We start from the raw sequence: 18,014 nt of genomic DNA on the forward strand, positions 1-18,014 counted from the left end.
TCCGGGGAGTGAAAGATATGGAAAAATTGATATTAGATGGAAACAAAGTAGCAAATGCGGTAAAAGAAAGATTAAAAGAGAGAATTTTCAAACTTAAAGAACAAGGTGTAACGCCTTCTTTAGTCACGATCTTAGTTGGTGATGATCCATCATCAGCAACTTATGTGAGAATGAAAGGAAATGCATGTGCACGATTGGGGATTGATTCACAAAAAATTCATTTACCAGCAGAAACGACAACAGAGCAATTATTGGATGCTATTTATGGGCTAAATGAGGATAAAAATGTACATGGAATTCTCCTACAACACCCGGTTCCAGGTCATATTGATGAACGGAAGGCATTTGAAGCGATTGCCCTTGAAAAGGATGTAGATGGTGTAACAAGTTGGGGTTACGGACAAACTGCGCTTGGATTTGGCATTTTCCCATCTTGCACACCAGCCGCTATTATGAAGATTTTAGAACACTATGATATTTCGGTTAGCGGCAAACATGCAGTAGTTATTGGCAGAAGTCCGATCCTAGGAAAGCCAGTGTCAGCTTTATTACTTAATGAAAATGCAACGGTGACAACCTGTCATTCTTATACAAAAAATCTACCAGAGATTTTAAAAATGGCAGATATTGTCGTAGCCGCTGTTGGAAAGCCTAATTTTGTTAAAGGGGAATGGTTAAAAGAAGGAACGGTTGTACTCGATGCCGGCTATAACGAAGGCAATATTGGTGATGTCGATTATGATTCATGCTTCGAAAAAGCATCCGCCATTACACCTGTACCAGGTGGTGTAGGTCCTGTAACCATTTCGATGTTATTAAAGCATACGGTAGATTCAGCTGAAAGAACACTTCAAATATAGAATATGAAACTTCTTAGCATCCTTTTGCGATAAAAAAGCAGAAGGGTGTTTTTTTGTCACTTAACTACACCCATTTAGAGGAGGTACAGCTATTTTCAATGATTAAATTTAAAAAATTAAATTCCTATCGAAATACTAGGGTTGACTTCAGAAAAAAATATGTTATTATTTAGAATAATAAAATAATATTACTTATCCAGAGTGGTGGAGGGAACTGGCCCTATGAAACCCGGCAACCTACAGGCTTATTAATGCAAGGTGCTAACTCCAGCAAAATGTAATTTCATTTTGAAAGATAAGGTACATACCTACTAATCTTTCCTAATGGGAGGATTTTTTTATTCAGGTGCGATTGCCTTAAAGTTTGCCCAGTGAAAGTATAGGTAGGAGGAAATCGAGTGGCAAAAAATGAGGGAAAAATCGATCAATTGGATCAAGTGATTCCAAAGTTAAGAGAAATGCTCCATTCGATGGGGCATGGCTCTATTACACTCATAATCCAAGACGGCAAAGTGATCCAAATTGAAAGAAATGAGAAAGTAAGGCTGAAATAAACATGGATGCTGACTAGAAAACTAGAGGCGTCCTAATGATAAGAGACAAAAAATCTTCTTATTCATTAGGACGTCTCTTTTTATTTCTAAAATTTAGGGAGAAATTGATTTTTGAGGAGATGATGAAAATGCTGACTTATAATGATTGGATAAAACCGATCAGGGATTTTGAAGTGGATGAAACTTATAAAGGTGCTCTAAATGTTCTCGACTGGGCATATAAGCATTACGGAGAGGATATTGTATACGCGTGCAGCTTTGGAATCGAGGGAATTGTATTAATTGATTTAATTTCAAAGGTAAAACCGGATGCAAAAATTATTTTTCTTGATACCGATGTTCATTTTAAGGAAACCTATGAAACGATTGAAAGAGTAAAGGAAAAATACCCGCAATTAAAAATCGAAATGAAAAGACCAAAACTAACCCTGCAAGATCAAGTGGAACAGTATGGGGATAGGTTATGGGAATCGAACCCTGATCTCTGTTGTCGAATTCGCAAGCTCGCTTCGTTAAGGGAAACATTAACTGATGCAAAATCTTGGATTTCTGGATTACGAAGAGAACAATCGGAAACGAGAAAAAATGTTGAGTTTATTAATCTTGATCCTAAATTTCAATCGATTAAAATATGTCCGCTTATCCATTGGTCGTGGAAGGAAGTATGGCGCTATGTTTATAAGCAACAGCTTCCATACAATCCTTTGCATGACCGTGGCTACCCAAGCATAGGCTGTACTCATTGTACTGCACCCGTTTTTAATGAAGAGGATTTACGCTCTGGAAGATGGAAAGGAAAAGGGAAGACAGAGTGCGGTCTTCACTAGGAGAGGAGACTGGATTTGTTTAATATTTGTGCTATCCTTATTAGCTTGTTTTTTGCAATGAATATTGGTGCGAGTGGTGCAGCTGCATCAATGGGAGTTGCTTATGGCTCTGGTGCTATTAAAAAGGCTCGCATAGCTTTAATCATCTGCTCTATTGGGGTTTTTACTGGTGCAGTTATTGGCGGTGGCGAGGTCGTTAAAACCATTAGTTCTGGCATCATTCCACAGGAAATGATTACGGCAAAGGTGGTTATCATCATTCTTTTATCAGCCACTTGTTCCTTGTTTTTGGCAAATCTGATTGGAATTCCACTATCAACAAGTGAAGTGACGGTTGGAGCGGTTGTTGGTGTAGGGGTTGCTTATAAGGTCTTGTTTGTTCATTCGCTTTTAACGATTATGATGTTCTGGGTTCTTGTTCCAGTAACGGCATTTATAATCACTTACATAATGGGGAAGGGGCTATACTTTTTTCAAAACAAGGGGCTTCAGACGGAGCATCATATCCTTACCTATGTATTAATTGTTTCCGGTTTTTTTGAAGCCTTTTCAGCAGGAATGAACAATGTTGCGAATGCTGTTGGACCATCGGTTGCAGCTGGGCTGCTTTCTGTAGGAAAGGGGACATGGATAGGTGGATTCTTTGTTGCGCTTGGGGCTGTACTTCTTGGAAAACGTGTTCTTGAGACGAATGGGAAAAAGATCACACATTATGAAAAATCAGAAGGAATATTAATTTCAGCTACTGGAGCTATCCTTGTGATCATTAGTTCATTATATGGATTGCCTGTTCCATTAACACAAGTTACTTCTTCTTCCATCATAGGAATCGGTATGGCAAAAAACGGAAAAAGTATTTTGCAAAAAAGCATTGTAAAGAAGATTTTTAGTATCTGGATTGTCTCACCATTGATTTCGTTAACGATTTCTTATTTTTTGGTAGAGCTCTTTTTAGATATTGATATATATGCAGTGATTATCCCGTTAAGTGTTATTATCGCGACTCTAGGTGGACTTACATTGCTAAAAGTAATGAATGAAGAAAAGCGTTCCTATTATGAAGATGGTGGCGGAATTTAATTCTAAAGCCTACTAAAAATATAAATTAAGGAGGAATTAATATGAGTTTACTACCACATGGAGGGAAGCTGGTTCAAGCTTTTAACCCTGAAGAAGAATATCGAACATTGGAAGGGAAACTTAATCTCGACAATATTGCCTTGAGTGATTTAGAGCTAATTGCAATTGGTGGCTATAGTCCGATAACCGGTTTTTTGAATGAAAGAGATTACAATCAGGTCGTTGAAAACATGAGATTAGAGGATGGGACGGTTTGGAGCATCCCCATTACTTTACCTGTTCAAGAAGTAGAAGTGAAGGGGATCAAACTTGGTGAAAAGGTTCAGCTTGTTTATAAAGGGGAAATATATGGGATTCTTGCGGTTGAAGATATTTATCGCCCTGATAAAGAAAAAGAAGCCATTTATGTTTATGGAACGAACGACTTGGCTCATCCTGGAGTGAAAAAATTATTCAATCGTGGTCCTATCTATGTTGGCGGGGAGATCACACTAGTTAAACGTCCGAAGAAGAAATTTGCCGAATTTACCTATGATCCTATTGAAACAAGAGCAATCTTCGCAGAAAAAAGCTGGAAAACGGTGGTAGGCTTTCAAACACGTAATCCGGTTCATCGGGCACATGAATATATCCAAAAATCCGCATTAGAAACCGTGGATGGCTTATTTTTGAATCCGCTTGTGGGAGAAACAAAATCTGATGATATTCCTGCAAATATCCGCATGGAGAGCTATCAGGTTCTTCTGCAAAACTATTATCCTGAAGAACGCGTATTTTTAGGTGTATTTCCAGCTGCGATGCGATATGCCGGTCCAAGAGAAGCCATTTTTCACGCTTTAGTCCGCAAAAATTATGGTTGTACTCATTTCATAGTTGGCAGGGATCATGCGGGTGTTGGTGATTTCTATGGAACATATGATGCACAAAAGATTTTTAATCAATTTACAGAGGAAGAGCTTGGCATTAAGCCAATGAAATTTGAACATAGCTTCTATTGCCAAAAATGCGAAGGAATGGCGACCACGAAAACTTGCCCTCATGATCATAAGGACCATGTGATTTTATCTGGCACAAAAGTTAGAACTATGCTGCGAAATGGAGAAATCCCTCCAAGCACATTTAGCCGAAAAGAAGTGGTTGAAGTGTTGATTAATGGACTTAAACAAGAAGTTGGGACGTATTAGGAGGGATAAAGATGAGTGAAACCATCCAAAACATCGTTTGGCATGATTCATCCATTTCGAAGGAAGAAAGAAGAGAAAAGAACCGCCATCACAGCTTTATATTATGGTTTACCGGACTATCGGCTTCAGGTAAGTCAACGGTGGCCAATTCTTTGGCACGGAGATTATTTGACCAAGGAAAACAAGCCTTTGTTTTAGATGGAGATAATGTTCGTCACGGATTAAATAATGATTTGGGATTCGATGAACATAGCCGCAAAGAAAATATTCGAAGGATTGGCGAAGTTTCTAAGCTATTAGTAGAAAGTGGGCAAATCGTATTGACTGCTTTTATCTCTCCTTACCGAGCTGACCGTCAAGTGGTAAGAGAACTTATGGAGGATGGAGAGTTCTTGGAGGTATATGTGAAATGCTCTGTTGAAGAATGTGAAAGAAGAGACCCAAAAGGACTTTATAAAAAAGCACGTAATCAAGAAATTTCGAATTTTACAGGAATTAGTGCTCCTTATGAAGAACCACTTCAAGCCGAGATTATTTTAGATACGGTAGTGTTCTCTATTGAAGATTGTGTTGGGCAATTAACCAATTTTCTAATGGAAAAAAAGTGCATTTAAAGAGTGTAAGAGCTTTTTCTCTGTGCAAAAATAAATAGGGAGAGTCGATAAGATGGCTTATACAAAAACATGGACAAATATTGAAAAGTTAAATGCAACGGAAAAATGGAAGCTTGAAAAAGATGGGTTGACCATCCTTAATGATATACCTTACTACGCAGCAAATGGCTTTTCTTCGATTCCAAAAGAAGAATGGGATAAATTCAAATGGGCGGGTCTTTATTTACAAAGACCAAAAGAAGCTGGATATTTTATGATGAGAGTCTGTGTTCCTTCAGGAATCCTTACAAATGATCAAGTTCGGGTCCTTGCTTCAATAGCAAAAGATTTCGGCAGAGGGGTTTATGATATCACCACGCGTCAAGCGATTCAATTTCACTGGCTAACTATTGATCAAATCCCTGAAATATACAAAAGATTAGAAAGTGTGGGTCTATCGAGCATTGGTGCCTGTGGAGATATTACGCGAAATATCGTCGGCAATCCTTTGGCTGGAATCGATAAAGAGGAATTATTCGATACAACCGCGATCGTGAAGGATGTCTTTGAGTTTTTCCAACAAAATGAGGATTTTTCCAATCTACCAAGGAAATTTAAAATATCCATTAGCGCAAATGTTCGTAATGCGGCAAATTCACAAATAAATTGTGTTTCCTTTGTACCAGCAAAAAAAGTGATAGATGGAAAAGAAGAGTTGGGATTTCATCTCATCATCGGTGGCGGCTTATCAGCAAGACCTTATCTTGCACAAAAAGTCGATGTTTTCGTAGAGCCTGAACAAGTAAAAGAGGTTGCCATTGCTGTAACAACGATATTCCGTGATTATGGATTCCGTGAAAAACGCCATTATGCTCGCCTAAAATTTTTGATGGCAGAATGGGGACCTGAAAAGTTCAAGGAAAAATTACTAGAATTCATCGAACTTCCAGCAGCTGGAGAGGATGTCAGAGAAACCTGGAATGCTGGATACTTCTATGGGGTCCATCAGCAAAAGCAACCTGGTCTATCCTATGTCGGATTAAACATTCCGGTAGGACGCTTAACTGCTGATGATATCCTTGAGCTTGCAGACCTTTCCGAAAAATTTGGAAATGGGGAAATCAGAAATTGTAACTCTCAAAATCTTATTATTCCGAATATACCAAATGAGAAGGTAGAAGCCCTTTTATCAGAAAAAATCCTGCAAAAATATAATCTCAATCCTTTATCTTTTATTGGCTATTCCGTTTCCTGCACAGGCATTGAATATTGTAATTTAGCCCTTGTCGAAACAAAGAAAAGAATGAGAGAAATTGCGAATCGACTTGATCATGAGATTTCATTAGATGTTCCCGTTCGTATCCACATGGTCGGCTGTCCGAACTCATGTGGACAAAGACAAATCGCTGATATCGGCCTTCAGGGGATAAAAATGAAGTCAAAGGAAAAAGGGATGGTTGAGGCATTTGAAATCTATGTCGGTGGGACACTTCAAGATGACGGAAAATTCAATGAAAAATTAAAAGGAAAAATTGAAGCAGATGATCTGTATTCAGTAATAAAAAATCTATTGATTCACGTCAAAAATACGAAATTGCCCAATGAAACTTTTTTCAGCTATTTGGACCGAGTGGGAATAGACTCCCTTCAACAGGCCTTAGATGAAATTCTTCAGCATGCATAAGGAGAGAATTCATGTATTTATATCGATTTGAAGTAATTACGACTGAATATACAACAAAAGTGGTGGTTGCGGCTGATAAAGACGAAAAAGCGTTTGAACAGGTAGAGTATGAACTGGAACAATATTTTTTAAAAACACCGGATATTCTTGATTTATCTCTTTATGAGAAAAGAAGAATCGCTGACGGAACCGGATATGTTCTCTATGAGCAAGAAAACCGCTAATTTCTAGTCAAAGAATGGTGAAGTTAAGGAGGGATGAAATGGGGAAGGTTTATATTGTAGGAGCCGGTCCCGGTGATCCAGAGCTAATCACGATAAAAGCGCTAAAATGCATCCAACAAGCAGATGTGATTTTATATGATCGTCTTGTGAATAAAGAATTACTCACTTATGCGAAAAAAGGGGCAGAGCTCATTTATTGCGGCAAGCTTCCTCATAATCATACGATGAAACAAGAAATGATCCATCATTTGTTGATCCGCCATGCTCAAAACGGAAAAGTGGTTACGCGTCTAAAAGGGGGCGATCCATTTGTGTTTGGACGTGGAGGAGAAGAAGCAGAGGCTTTAGCCAAGCACCACATTCCTTTTGAAATCGTTCCAGGTATAACATCAGGAATTGCCGCTGCCGCTTATGCAGGCATTCCTGTTACCCAACGTAATTTAAGTACCAGTGTAGCATTTGTCACAGGACATTTGAAAGATGATAAAAAAGAAGATGAAAAGTGGAAAAGCCTAGCGAATGGAGTGGACACATTGGCCATTTATATGGGTGTTGGAAATCTTCCATATATTAAAGAACAACTCATCAAGCATGGGAAAGATGAAAATACACCAGTGGCACTTGTTCATTGGGGCACAACAGAAATTCAAAAAACGGTTACCGGAACTTTAGCAAATATTGTGGAAGTTATCAAGAAAGAAAAGATTGAAAATCCAAGTATGATTATCATTGGCGAAGTGGTGCGGTATCGGGAAAAAATTAAATGGTTTGAAGAGACTCATCAACAGGATCTGTTTCTTAGCGAGGCTCAATAAATGAAGCAGGCTGTCTTATATGTCTGTCATGGGAGTCGATTAGAAAGGGCAAGAAGGGAAGCTATTTCTTTTATTGAAAGATGTCAGCAGAGGATAATTGCTGACATTCAGCAAATCTGCTTTTTAGAGCTTGCTGCTCCGTCGATAGAGGAAGGCTTTCGAAGTTGTATAAATAAAGGGGCAACTAATATTGCCGTTGTCCCCTTGCTATTATTTTCAGCTGGTCATGCAAAAGTGGATATCCCCCTTGTTATTCAGAAAATGAAGGACCAGTTTCCATTTGTTAATATAACCTATGGAAGGCCTGTTGGTGTTAATGAAAACATGGTCACTTGTGTGGCTGATCGACTAAAGGAAACTCTGACAATGAATAAACATGCAAGTGTAATATTAATTGGAAGAGGTAGCACGGATCAGCAGGCAATTTTGGACTTTCAATTAATGGCTCAATTAGTAAAGGAGAAAATCAAAATAGAAGATGTAAGGATTTGTTTCCTCCATCGTGCAAAGCCGAGCTTCGATGAAACACTCTTGCAGGTCCAAAATGAGGGAAGGTCAGCTATTTTTATCCCTTATCTTTTGTTTACTGGATTATTAATGAAAGAAATCCACAGGAAAATCAATAATGCTCATAAACAAAATCCGTATCTCCAACTTGGGCAATATTTAGGTTATGACACAAAAGTGGAAGAGGCTTTTATTGAAAGAGTGGAAGAGGCAATAAAGAAGGTAGTATGATATGCGGATAGACAAGAGAAGGCATTCATAAAAAAATAGATTGGCCTAACATGGTAAATAACTTGACATTATGGTGTTTCTTCTTTATCATCAAAGTAACGCTAATAAGTCGGTATATATTTTTGGATAAGTAGTCGTAGCTGCAAGTGAGGGAGACGATGTTTATTCGCTACCCTTCTTGCAACTACGATTTTTTTGTGAATTATATAAATGCTTATGGTGAACATTTTTTGGAGGTAATTGAATATGACTGGAAAAGTAAAATGGTTTAATGCAGAAAAAGGTTTTGGATTTATCGAATCTTCAGAAGGAACAGATGTATTCGTACATTTCTCTGCTATCCAAACTGAAGGCTTCAAAACTTTAGAAGAAGGCGAAGCTGTTTCTTTTGAAATCGTTGAAGGAAACCGTGGACCTCAAGCTGCTAACGTTACTAAAGGTTAATAGCTAAATTTATTGGAGAGGTGATGTGTTCTGCATCACCTCTTTTATTATGAGAAAGAAAACTAAAAATTTCATTTGATTGCTATAATTTCATCTGATATTTGTTTGTAAAAGAATGCAATTATTGAAATACTATAGTTGTGTAGTGTGAATACATGTGTTTCATATAGTAGTTAAAATTCATCAATAGCGGAATTTATCCCACTCTTAACGGACATTTTGACTCCCACTTCAAGATTTTGAGTATACGAAGAAGATAAGTGGGAGATCAACTGTCCATAAAGGTCAGATAAGTGAAATAAGATTTTTCTTTGGGCTTCAGCCCTTAGAAAAATCAATCAGGCTTTGCGTGACTAACCATCAGTGGGGGATGAATGACAGACTAAAAGCGCTACGTCAATCGCAACGTCTGCACTCGCACTGTGCGTCGAAAACCCCCACTGATGGAAGTTTCACTTTATAGCGCTTGATTGATTGAACTACATAAAGGAGGAAGAACATTTGACAACATTTTCAGATTTTGGTCTAAGCGAGGAGCTAGAAAAGGCCATATCCAATATGGGGTTTGAAGAACCTACCCCAATTCAAATTCAAGCCATTCCAATCGGACTTAAAGGGAAGGATATGATTGGGCAAGCACAGACAGGAACGGGGAAAACAACTGCATTTGGGTTACCGTTATTGGAAAAAGTACAAAAGGATGAGGGAATTCAAGGATTGGTTATAGCGCCTACAAGGGAACTTGCTGTACAAGTTGCTGAAGAGTTAAACCGTATCGGACAAGTGAAAGGGATTCGAACCTTGCCAATTTACGGTGGGCAAGATATCAATCGACAAATTCGAGCGTTAAAAAATCGACCTCAAATTATTGCCGCAACTCCTGGAAGACTGATTGATCATCTTGACAGAAAAACCATTCGATTTAATCAAATTAAAATGGTTGTGTTAGACGAAGCGGATGAAATGCTGAACATGGGCTTTATTGAAGATATTGAAAGAATATTGAGCGATATCCCTGAAGAGCGGCAGACACTTCTGTTTTCTGCAACTATGCCTCGAAAAATTCAAAATCTAGCTGAAAAGTTTATGAAAGAACCGGAGTTAGTCAAAATTAAAGCAAAAGAAATGACGGTCACCAATATTGAACAATATTATTTTGAAGTTCAAGAAAAACAAAAATTTGATGTTCTTTGTGGCCTTTTAGATATTGAATCTCCAGAGCTTGCGATTGTTTTTGGTCGGACCAAAAAACGAGTTGATGAGGTTGTTGAGGGCCTAATCAAACGGGGCTATTCGGCTGAAGGAATTCATGGCGATATCCCTCAAGCGAAGCGTGATCAAGTGATACGTCGCTTTAAGGAACAATCGATTGACATCATGGTGGCAACGGATGTGGCAGCACGTGGCTTAGACATTAGCGGTGTCACTCATGTCTATAACTTTGATATTCCACAGGATCCCGAAAGCTATGTTCACCGTATTGGAAGAACGGGGAGAGCAGGGAAAAAAGGGCAGGCATATACATTTGTAACCCCAAGAGAAATGGATCACTTAAAAATCATCGAAAGTGTAACAAAAAAACGTATTACGAAAAGATCTGTACCATCCTTTAGAGATGTGATGGCAGGAAACCAACAAGCAACGATTAATCTTTTAATGAAAACCATTGATCGTGGTGAATACACGGAATATAAGAGAATCGCTGAAAATTTATTAGATGATATCGATTCCGTCACTTTACTCGCTTCTGCATTAAAGCTCTTGACCAAAGAGCCAGATGCCACTCCTGTTAAATTAACTGCTGTAGAGCCGCTTCGTTCTAAAAAGCCAAGATTTGACAAGGATTCTAAGGGCCGTGGAGGAGACCGTAGAGATCGAAATAAGAATTATGATCGCGGTCGAAAAAGAAATCGTAATAGAAATCGTTAAAAACACTTATAAAAAAATGTAAAAATAGTCATATTATAGATGTGGATATTTTATTCACTGCCCTAGCTTTTTGATTTAGGAGGATGGAAATGGCAACTGGTAAAGTAAAATGGTTTAATGCAGAAAAAGGATTTGGTTTTATCGAGGTTGAAGGTGGCGAAGATGTTTTCGTTCATTTTTCTGCGATAGAATCAGAAGGTTTTAAAACCTTAGAAGAAGGACAAGAAGTAAGCTTTGACATTGAACAAGGCAGCCGCGGACCACAAGCAGTTCATGTAACAAAGCAATAATTGTCTCTAGAGGCTTTCTTGGAATCAAATACACTCCTTCAATTGAAATAATTTCAGGTAGTATTAGGTAGGTATTTGATGATTCAAGTTAGCCTCTTTGTCATTTATTTATCATTTTTAGAAAAATGAATCTGTTACAATAGGTTTTGGAAATATATGTGGAAATGATGTTCAATATATAATGGGAGGTTATTCAAATGAAGGCATTTACCGTGAATTTTCATAAAGAAGATCAAGTGGAAGCTATGAAAATTAACAAATTAAATGAAGAGGATTTTAATCGAGTGACCGAGGGTGGAACTCGTCATTTATTTGAATTAGACACAAATATCGGCTTTTTTGTTTATTTTGATGCCATTGACCTTGCAGATCAGGAATCCTATTTAGTCCTTCATTATGAGGAGGACCAAGAAGATCCAATTGGTTGCTATTCTTTTGAATTACAAGACTTCTATCAATTTTGTGCTCTACATTTAAATGATTTGGAATTTCAAGACGAAATCAGTGACGAGGAAGAAGAATTGGATGAACATAGTCCAATCCATCATTTAGCCCATTTAATGTATCATATTATTGAAGAAGGTAAAGAGGTAGAAGCATGATTTTTTCAGTGAAAAAGAGTAGATGGCTCTACTCTTCTTCACTGGGAATATGCTCTTTACAATATTGGTTCACTAATTCCTCTTCCTCTTCTTCTAATTCGAAATCGAGAATTTGATCCGTCGTATTTTCAGTAATATGGTAATTGGAAATTCGCATTCCTTTCTCATCCACGATATAAAGGACTCTTAATTTCAATCCATACTCTGAATACAATTCGTCTTCTTCCTCTACTTCTATATTAAGGAAAAATTCGTATCTCTCTCCCTCCAGTATCCCAAAGGGATCTTCAATTCTAGCAACAGTATGACTAGTTATGATCATGTTCTTCCATCCTTTCTTTTTATCCATGTTTATGTATAATGCGACTGACTACTTTTTGCAAATCATCCGGTTTTAAAAATTCAATCGGTGAAAAACCTTTTTCAAAAACAATTGAGTCTGCCTCAACCATTAATACATAACGATTATTGACCTTTGTTAGATGTATGGTGTCCCCAAAATCTGAAAGTAAACCCTGGACTGAAATATGATCCATTTTCAGTTTTAAATCAATATCTGGAGCTTGTTCAATAATTTGTGCGGATGCTTCGATGACTTCCTCGGGTGAAAATCGTTCTTGAAGCTCTCTTTTTGGACTGGCTGCCCAAATTTCCATTGATGACTCAAATTGCTCCCGTTCCTCGCTTTCCTCCTGATAGTTTTCCACGATATGCTCTTGCACCATATTAAATACTTGCGTCTTCACAATTTCGGGCATCGACATTTCATAATCCACATATTTCAGGAAATCCTCAAAATAGTTTGCATAGGAGGATTGATGAATTTTGAGTTCTCCCTCTTCCACCATTCCCTCCTCAGGCATGTAAGGATATTGAATGGATTTCATATTTTTGGTTGTAATGGCGAACTCAACATTTTTAATTAAAGTAGATTCATCAGCGATGGAAGCCACCTTTGGTTCGAAGTCACATTTCATAATAAATACAAACGGTTCATCAAAATACTTGTTGAGACTAGCATTGATAACTAAAAAGACACCTCCGCGAACAGCACTCGTATCTAAATAGGAAGTAACGAGCTTTTCATTTTCTTGTTGAAAAATTTGCTTATTATCCGCAAATCTCACACGATGAAATAGATTGTAGTTTGGATTAGAATCAAGCGAATGCCCTACTTCTACAATGAATCGACCAATTTTGGTCGGAGCTTGATCAGTTTTCGGATGCCGCTCCGCCTTCCTTTTGGAAACCTTCATCAATTCCCCATCTAAAAAGGATCTTAAAGCGCTCTGTTCATACTCATCCTTGTCCAAGGTCTGAAAATGCTTATATCTTTTATCTGTCTGATCGCCTTTCCCCTCGACATGTATAACATAAAACGATAAATATTTAATTTGAAAATCCATGCGTGCCACCTTATCTATTGTTTGCTTTCATAAGTATAGATAATGGAAGGGAAAGAGTCAATTGCATGAGACCATTGCTCACAACAATCTATCCAATTGATATTTTCTCTCAGGACATGGGACATTATATTTACACTATAATTTTTCTAAGCTCTCGTGCAAAATTTCATCAAATTTTTATCAGAGAGGTTCAGGAAATGATTTTAGAAACAAATAATAAGAATAAGCTCCTTAATCTAACAAAAAATAGATGTAATTAGGATTATGGGAGGTTAAACGAATGAGGTTGTTTGAGGACATAGTAAAAGCCCAAAAACGAATGGCGGGCATTATACATAAAACTCCTTTGGATTATTCGAAGACGTTTAGTGAAATTGCTCAGAATGAGGTTTATTTAAAGCTTGAGAATCTGCAGAAGACTGGTTCCTTTAAGGTAAGGGGATCGTACAATAAAATGATTTCATTGGAACCGGATGAGGTGAAGCATGGAGTTGTTGCGGCATCCGCAGGAAATCATGCTCAAGGAGTGGCTTATTCCAGTAACATGCTGGGAATTGATTGCAGGATTATAATGCCAAAGGGAGCGCCGCTGAGTAAAATTCAAGCGACAAGGATGTATGGTGCGAATGTTGAACTGCATGGGGATTCTTTTGATGAGGCTCTTGCCTATGCACTTGATTTGAAGGAAAGGGAATCTGCGGCTTTCGTTCATGCGTTTGATGATGAAGCAGTTATTGCTGGGCAGGGAACAGTCGGGCTCGAAATTATGGAGCAGCTGCCTGATGTGGAGGCGATTATTTGTCCGGTTGGTGGTGGAGGACTTATCGCTGGGATTGCGATGGCTGTGAAAGAAACCAATCCTGCCATTCAAGTCTTTGGGATTGAGGCATTAGCATGTCCAAGCCTGGTGGAATCCCTTAAGCAAAATATGCCAGTAACAGTTGATGCGCTGCCAACCATGGCGGATGGGATTGCAGTAAAAAAGCCAGGAAAAAGCACATTCGACATCATCCAACGGTATGTTGACGGAGTATTTTGTGTAGAGGAAATGGAAATAGCTCGAGCCATGCTTATGCTGTTAGAGAGAAACAAATTACTTGTGGAAGGGTCAGGAGCCTCTTCGCTAGCTGCTTTATTATATCAAAAAATAGAGATTAAACATAAAAAGACGGTTGCAGTCATAAGTGGAGGGAATGTAGATGTTAATTTTATCTCCAGAATCATTGAAAGAGGGATGGTGGAAGCAGGAAGATTTGTTCATTTGGAACTTATATTAAAAGATAAACCTGGGAATCTTGAAAAAGTATTAAAGGATATTACAGAGCAACAAGGAAATGTGTTAGATATTTCTTTAACACATATGGGAGAAAACATCTATCCTGGTTACGCCCAATTAAGTCTATCTATTGAAACCAGAGACCACCACCATATTGAGCATATCTTTTCTAACTTGAAAACAAAAGGATACACCCCGAAGCTTATTTCTTAAAAAGCATAATAAACAAGCTAGAATGCGAATAAATCATTTCGATTTCCGCTTTCTAGCTTTTTTTATTGGAGGATTTCTTAGCATAAATAAGATTTATGATAAGGAGGAGTAGAAAACAGAGAATAACAAAATACTCAGAGGAATCCAAAATTTGAAAGCTATTGGTTGCCTGGTAGAACACTTGTTTTAAGCTGAAATGTAATAAAAGATCCATAGCAAAAATAATTGCTAAAACACCGGCAGATAAAAGAACCATTACGAAAAGGATCTTCACCAGTTTATCTCCTTTTAGTTTTTATCTAGTATTTTGTTTTTAGGAGGAAATCATGCAAACGAAAAGCAAAACTCGATTTGTATAAACCTTCAAAATATTTGAGAGGGAAAGTTTCTGCATTGGATAAAAATAAATCAATTGGATACTCTATCCATTATTGGTATATCTTTTTTTAAAACCGGAAATAAGAGGGGCGGCAGATGTGTCGATAATGTCGAAATGGTTTAAAAAGCAATCAAAGAGTAAGGATGATAATATTCGGCAAAACAAAGATCCACAAAAACCGGAAGATTTGCCTATTTTAAGAGATTTGCATGAAAACATAAGTAGAATAAAGAATGAATTGGGGGAAAGCACTGATCTGATCATTCGTGAATATTTTCTTGGTGAATATCAGGGGGCTATAGTTTATCTTGATGGTTTGGCAGATAGTCAGGTGATCAGTGATTTTATATTGAAAACCGTTTTGGGGAAAAACGGAACGGGATTTGAGCCTTTTCAATATATGATTGAAAAGGCTATAGTGTTAGGAAATATTCAAATACTCAAGAATTGGGGTAAGTTATATGAGAGTTTATTAAGTGGAGATACCATTATCTTTCTTGAGGGTTACAAAGAAGCAATTAGCGCCAGCACACATGGTGGTGAAAAGCGTTCGATTACGGAATCGACAACAGAAGTGTCCATTCGCGGTGCTAAGGATGCTTTTACAGAATCTTTACGGACGAATACATCTTTAATACGCCGAAGAATTAAAAGTCCTAATCTTTGGTTGGAGACAATGAAAATTGGTGAGGTTACACAAACAAATGTTTCTATCATGTTTATTAAAGGAATTGCCAATGAAAAAATCATTGAAGAGGTGCGGAAAAGATTAAAGAGGATTAAGATTGATGGCATTCTTGAATCAGGGTATATTGAACAGTTTATTGAAGATCAAACGTGGACCACATTTCCAACGATTGCTCATTCGGAAAGGCCGGATGTCATAGCTTCGCTTCTATTGGAAGGGAGAGTAGCAATTTTAATTGATGGGACACCGTTTGTTCTTTGTGTTCCAGCGCTATTTGCGCAATTTTTTCAATCACCGGATGATTATTATTCACGGTTTGATATATCGACAGGGATCCGCTTTTTAAGAATTCTTGCATTTTTTACAGCATTAATTGGCCCAGCTACTTATATCGCAGCAACCACTTTTCATCAGGAAATGATTCCAACAACAATGGCCATCGCTATCGCTGCTCAAAGGGAAAATGTTCCTTTTCCAGCCTTTGTCGAAGCATTAATTATGGAGGTGACCTTTGAGATTTTGCGGGAGGCAGGGATTAGGCTTCCGCGTGCAGTTGGCCAAGCGGTGTCCATTGTTGGGGCCTTAGTTATTGGGCAAGCCGCTGTTCAAGCCGGCTTTGTTTCACCTGTAATGGTTATTGTTGTATCGATGACGGCAATTGCCAATTTTTCCACTCCTTCCTTTGCGATGGCCATTTCTTTGCGTCTTTTGCGTTTTGTTATTATGGCAATGGCGACCGTACTGGGCTTTTATGGGATTATGCTCAGTCTAATCTTTATGATTGTCCATCTATGTTCACTTCGCTCGTTCGGAGTGCCCTACATGTCACCGTTGGCTCCATTACATGTTCATAACCAGCAGGATGTCTTGATTCGATTTCCGATTTGGGCAATTAAAAACAGACCAACTTTAATAAGCAAAGGAAATACGAAAAAAGCTGGAGAAAATCAAAAACCAGCACCTCCGAAGGGAAAAAGTAAAAAATCATCAAGATCTTAAAAAAGGAGAATAGCAATGAAAAGGAAGCTCTTGTTATTTTCACAACTCATGCTTTTAATGTCTATTCTTCTAGGCTGCTGGAATCAGAAAGAGCTGACGGACTTAGCTTTTATTATGGCTTTAGGAATTGACAAAGGGAAGGACAAAAAATATGATGTTTCGTTTCAAGTGGTGATTCCTGAAAATGTATCAGCGGGTCAATACGGAAGTAAAACAGGGTTACCGGTAACCGTATATAACAGCTCAGGCGACACCATTACAGAAGCAGCAAGAAAAGTCACGCAAAAAATTCCGAGACAGCTTTATTATGCCCATACGAACTTACTAGTTATCAATGAGGAAATTGCCAAAGAAGGATTGTATGATTTATTAGATTCATTTGAAAGGGACCCGGTATTTCGCACAACGACAGAAATGATAGTCGTAAAGGATGCCCGAGCAGAGAAGTTCATTTCTACCATTTCAACGATTGAAAAATTGCCTGTCAATAAAGTTACCAAAACATTGAAAAATTCTCAAGATATGTTGGGAGAAAATATGGAGATAACGATTGATGATTTTGTAACAAGTCTCGTCAGTAATGGCAGGGATCCGATTACAACTGCATTTAAATTAACTGGCGATGAGAAGGGCTACGATCAGCTTTCCAATACTGAAACCGCAACTCCTCATGCGGTGCTTACAGCGGATGGCATAGCTGTTTTTAAAGATGGAAAATTAGTGGGATGGATGACAGGGGAAACTGCTAGGGGAGCAATCTGGATTGTAAACAAGGTAAAAAATACCGATGTTGCTATGAGCTGGAAGGGCAAGAAAAACGCCGTAAATATCATTATTAATCGAACGAAGGTAGGCATTAAAGCAAAGATAAAAAAAGGGAAACCCTCTATTTTAATTAGCATTGTAGACGAAGGGAATATTAGTGAGGCAAATTCCAAGATAGATATTTTGAATATTAAAGATATAAATAAAATGGAAACATTACTTTCGAAGGAGATAAAAAAACAGGTTGAGAAAACGGTTAATGAAGCACAAAGACAAAAAAGTGATATCTTTGGCTTTGGAGAAAAATTTCATATTGAAAACCCAAACCTTTGGAAAAAATGGAAGGGAAATTGGAATGAACGTTTTGCAGACCTTCCGGTAAAGGTGGAAGTGAAATCCTATATTCGACGATCAGGGATCAGAACCAATCCATTTTGGGTTGAATTAAATCGATGACCGCTTAA

20 protein-coding genes and 1 riboswitch are annotated in these 18,014 nt (G+C 37.9%); of the genes, 17 read left to right on the top strand and 3 right to left on the bottom strand.

The window, feature by feature from the left end; translation table 11 throughout:
* Positions 1-17 precede the first annotated feature (17 nt).
* The 14 genes from ACE38V_RS05015 to ACE38V_RS05080 all read left to right on the top strand — a co-directional run bounded on the left by ACE38V_RS05015 (position 18) and on the right by ACE38V_RS05080 (position 11,824).
* Positions 18-860: a bifunctional 5,10-methylenetetrahydrofolate dehydrogenase/5,10-methenyltetrahydrofolate cyclohydrolase gene (locus tag ACE38V_RS05015; protein WP_375840092.1), complete on the top strand. Its 843-nt coding sequence runs from the start codon at positions 18-20 to the stop codon at positions 858-860.
* Between the two features lie 189 nt (positions 861-1,049).
* Positions 1,050-1,162: riboswitch (SAM riboswitch) on the top strand.
* Between the two features lie 96 nt (positions 1,163-1,258).
* The gene (locus tag ACE38V_RS05020; RefSeq protein WP_375840093.1) at positions 1,259-1,414 is read left to right on the top strand and encodes a YezD family protein; all 156 of its coding nucleotides are present in this window, start codon (positions 1,259-1,261) and stop codon (positions 1,412-1,414) included.
* Positions 1,415-1,542: 128 nt separating this feature from the next.
* On the top strand, positions 1,543-2,241 hold the full coding sequence (locus ACE38V_RS05025; protein WP_375840094.1) for a phosphoadenylyl-sulfate reductase: 699 nt from the start codon (positions 1,543-1,545) through the stop codon (positions 2,239-2,241).
* 57 nt (positions 2,242-2,298) lie between these two features.
* Complete coding sequence (locus tag ACE38V_RS05030) at positions 2,299-3,321, top strand: sulfate permease (protein ID WP_375840142.1); 1,023 nt, start codon at positions 2,299-2,301, stop codon at positions 3,319-3,321.
* A 41-nt stretch (positions 3,322-3,362) separates the two neighbouring features.
* Entirely contained in the window at positions 3,363-4,505 is a 1,143-nt protein-coding gene (gene sat / locus ACE38V_RS05035) for a sulfate adenylyltransferase (protein ID WP_375840095.1), read from the top strand.
* 11 nt (positions 4,506-4,516) lie between these two features.
* Positions 4,517-5,119 carry an adenylyl-sulfate kinase gene (gene cysC / locus ACE38V_RS05040; RefSeq protein WP_375840096.1) on the top strand — a complete coding sequence of 201 codons (603 nt, stop codon included), beginning with the start codon at positions 4,517-4,519 and terminating at the stop codon, positions 5,117-5,119.
* Positions 5,120-5,171: 52 nt separating this feature from the next.
* On the top strand, positions 5,172-6,782 hold the full coding sequence (locus ACE38V_RS05045) for a nitrite/sulfite reductase (RefSeq protein WP_375840097.1): 1,611 nt from the start codon (positions 5,172-5,174) through the stop codon (positions 6,780-6,782).
* A gap of 11 nt (positions 6,783-6,793) precedes the next feature.
* The gene (locus ACE38V_RS05050; RefSeq protein WP_375840098.1) at positions 6,794-7,006 is read left to right on the top strand and encodes a DUF3906 family protein; all 213 of its coding nucleotides are present in this window, start codon (positions 6,794-6,796) and stop codon (positions 7,004-7,006) included.
* A 38-nt stretch (positions 7,007-7,044) separates the two neighbouring features.
* A complete protein-coding gene (gene cobA, locus ACE38V_RS05055) occupies positions 7,045-7,821 on the top strand; it encodes a uroporphyrinogen-III C-methyltransferase (RefSeq protein ID WP_375840099.1) in 777 nt (258 codons plus the stop codon).
* On the top strand, positions 7,822-8,559 hold the full coding sequence (locus ACE38V_RS05060) for a sirohydrochlorin chelatase (RefSeq protein ID WP_375840100.1): 738 nt from the start codon (positions 7,822-7,824) through the stop codon (positions 8,557-8,559).
* A 246-nt stretch (positions 8,560-8,805) separates the two neighbouring features.
* Positions 8,806-9,003 (top strand): cold shock domain-containing protein, encoded by a 198-nt coding sequence (locus ACE38V_RS05065; protein ID WP_375840101.1) that lies wholly within the window; start codon positions 8,806-8,808, stop codon positions 9,001-9,003.
* Positions 9,004-9,504: 501 nt separating this feature from the next.
* Positions 9,505-10,932, top strand: coding sequence for a degradosome RNA helicase CshA (cshA, locus tag ACE38V_RS05070; protein ID WP_375840102.1), 1,428 nt, complete (start codon positions 9,505-9,507; stop codon positions 10,930-10,932).
* Between the two features lie 89 nt (positions 10,933-11,021).
* On the top strand, positions 11,022-11,222 hold the full coding sequence (locus tag ACE38V_RS05075; protein WP_375840103.1) for a cold-shock protein: 201 nt from the start codon (positions 11,022-11,024) through the stop codon (positions 11,220-11,222).
* Positions 11,223-11,419: 197 nt separating this feature from the next.
* Positions 11,420-11,824, top strand: a complete 405-nt coding sequence (locus tag ACE38V_RS05080; protein WP_375840104.1) for a cytosolic protein — start codon at positions 11,420-11,422, stop codon at positions 11,822-11,824.
* Positions 11,825-11,852: 28 nt separating this feature from the next.
* Here ACE38V_RS05080 and ACE38V_RS05085 read toward each other — a convergent pair whose 3' ends face one another.
* Both ACE38V_RS05085 and ACE38V_RS05090 read right to left on the bottom strand, forming a co-directional pair.
* On the bottom strand, positions 11,853-12,146 hold the full coding sequence (locus tag ACE38V_RS05085) for a DUF6509 family protein (RefSeq protein ID WP_375840105.1): 294 nt from the start codon (positions 12,144-12,146) through the stop codon (positions 11,853-11,855).
* A 19-nt stretch (positions 12,147-12,165) separates the two neighbouring features.
* Complete coding sequence (locus ACE38V_RS05090) at positions 12,166-13,230, bottom strand: DUF3900 domain-containing protein (protein ID WP_375840106.1); 1,065 nt, start codon at positions 13,228-13,230, stop codon at positions 12,166-12,168.
* Between the two features lie 280 nt (positions 13,231-13,510).
* Here ACE38V_RS05090 and ilvA point away from each other — a divergent pair, with 280 nt between their 5' ends.
* On the top strand, positions 13,511-14,719 hold the full coding sequence (gene ilvA / locus ACE38V_RS05095) for a threonine ammonia-lyase (RefSeq protein WP_375840107.1): 1,209 nt from the start codon (positions 13,511-13,513) through the stop codon (positions 14,717-14,719).
* A gap of 52 nt (positions 14,720-14,771) precedes the next feature.
* On the opposite strand, the gene ACE38V_RS05100 is transcribed toward ilvA, so the two are convergent.
* Positions 14,772-14,993, bottom strand: a complete 222-nt coding sequence (locus ACE38V_RS05100) for a YczF family membrane protein (protein WP_375840108.1) — start codon at positions 14,991-14,993, stop codon at positions 14,772-14,774.
* Positions 14,994-15,204: 211 nt separating this feature from the next.
* Here ACE38V_RS05100 and ACE38V_RS05105 point away from each other — a divergent pair, with 211 nt between their 5' ends.
* Together ACE38V_RS05105 and ACE38V_RS05110 are read left to right on the top strand one after the other, a co-directional pair.
* The gene (locus tag ACE38V_RS05105; protein WP_375840143.1) at positions 15,205-16,785 is read left to right on the top strand and encodes a spore germination protein; all 1,581 of its coding nucleotides are present in this window, start codon (positions 15,205-15,207) and stop codon (positions 16,783-16,785) included.
* A 15-nt stretch (positions 16,786-16,800) separates the two neighbouring features.
* On the top strand, positions 16,801-18,006 hold the full coding sequence (locus ACE38V_RS05110; protein ID WP_375840109.1) for a Ger(x)C family spore germination protein: 1,206 nt from the start codon (positions 16,801-16,803) through the stop codon (positions 18,004-18,006).
* Positions 18,007-18,014: the final 8 nt, after the last annotated feature.

Origin of the sequence: Cytobacillus sp. Hz8, from assembly GCF_042263505.1 — a bacterium.
Taxonomy (GTDB): Bacteria; Bacillota; Bacilli; order Bacillales; family Cytobacillaceae; genus Bacillus_BE.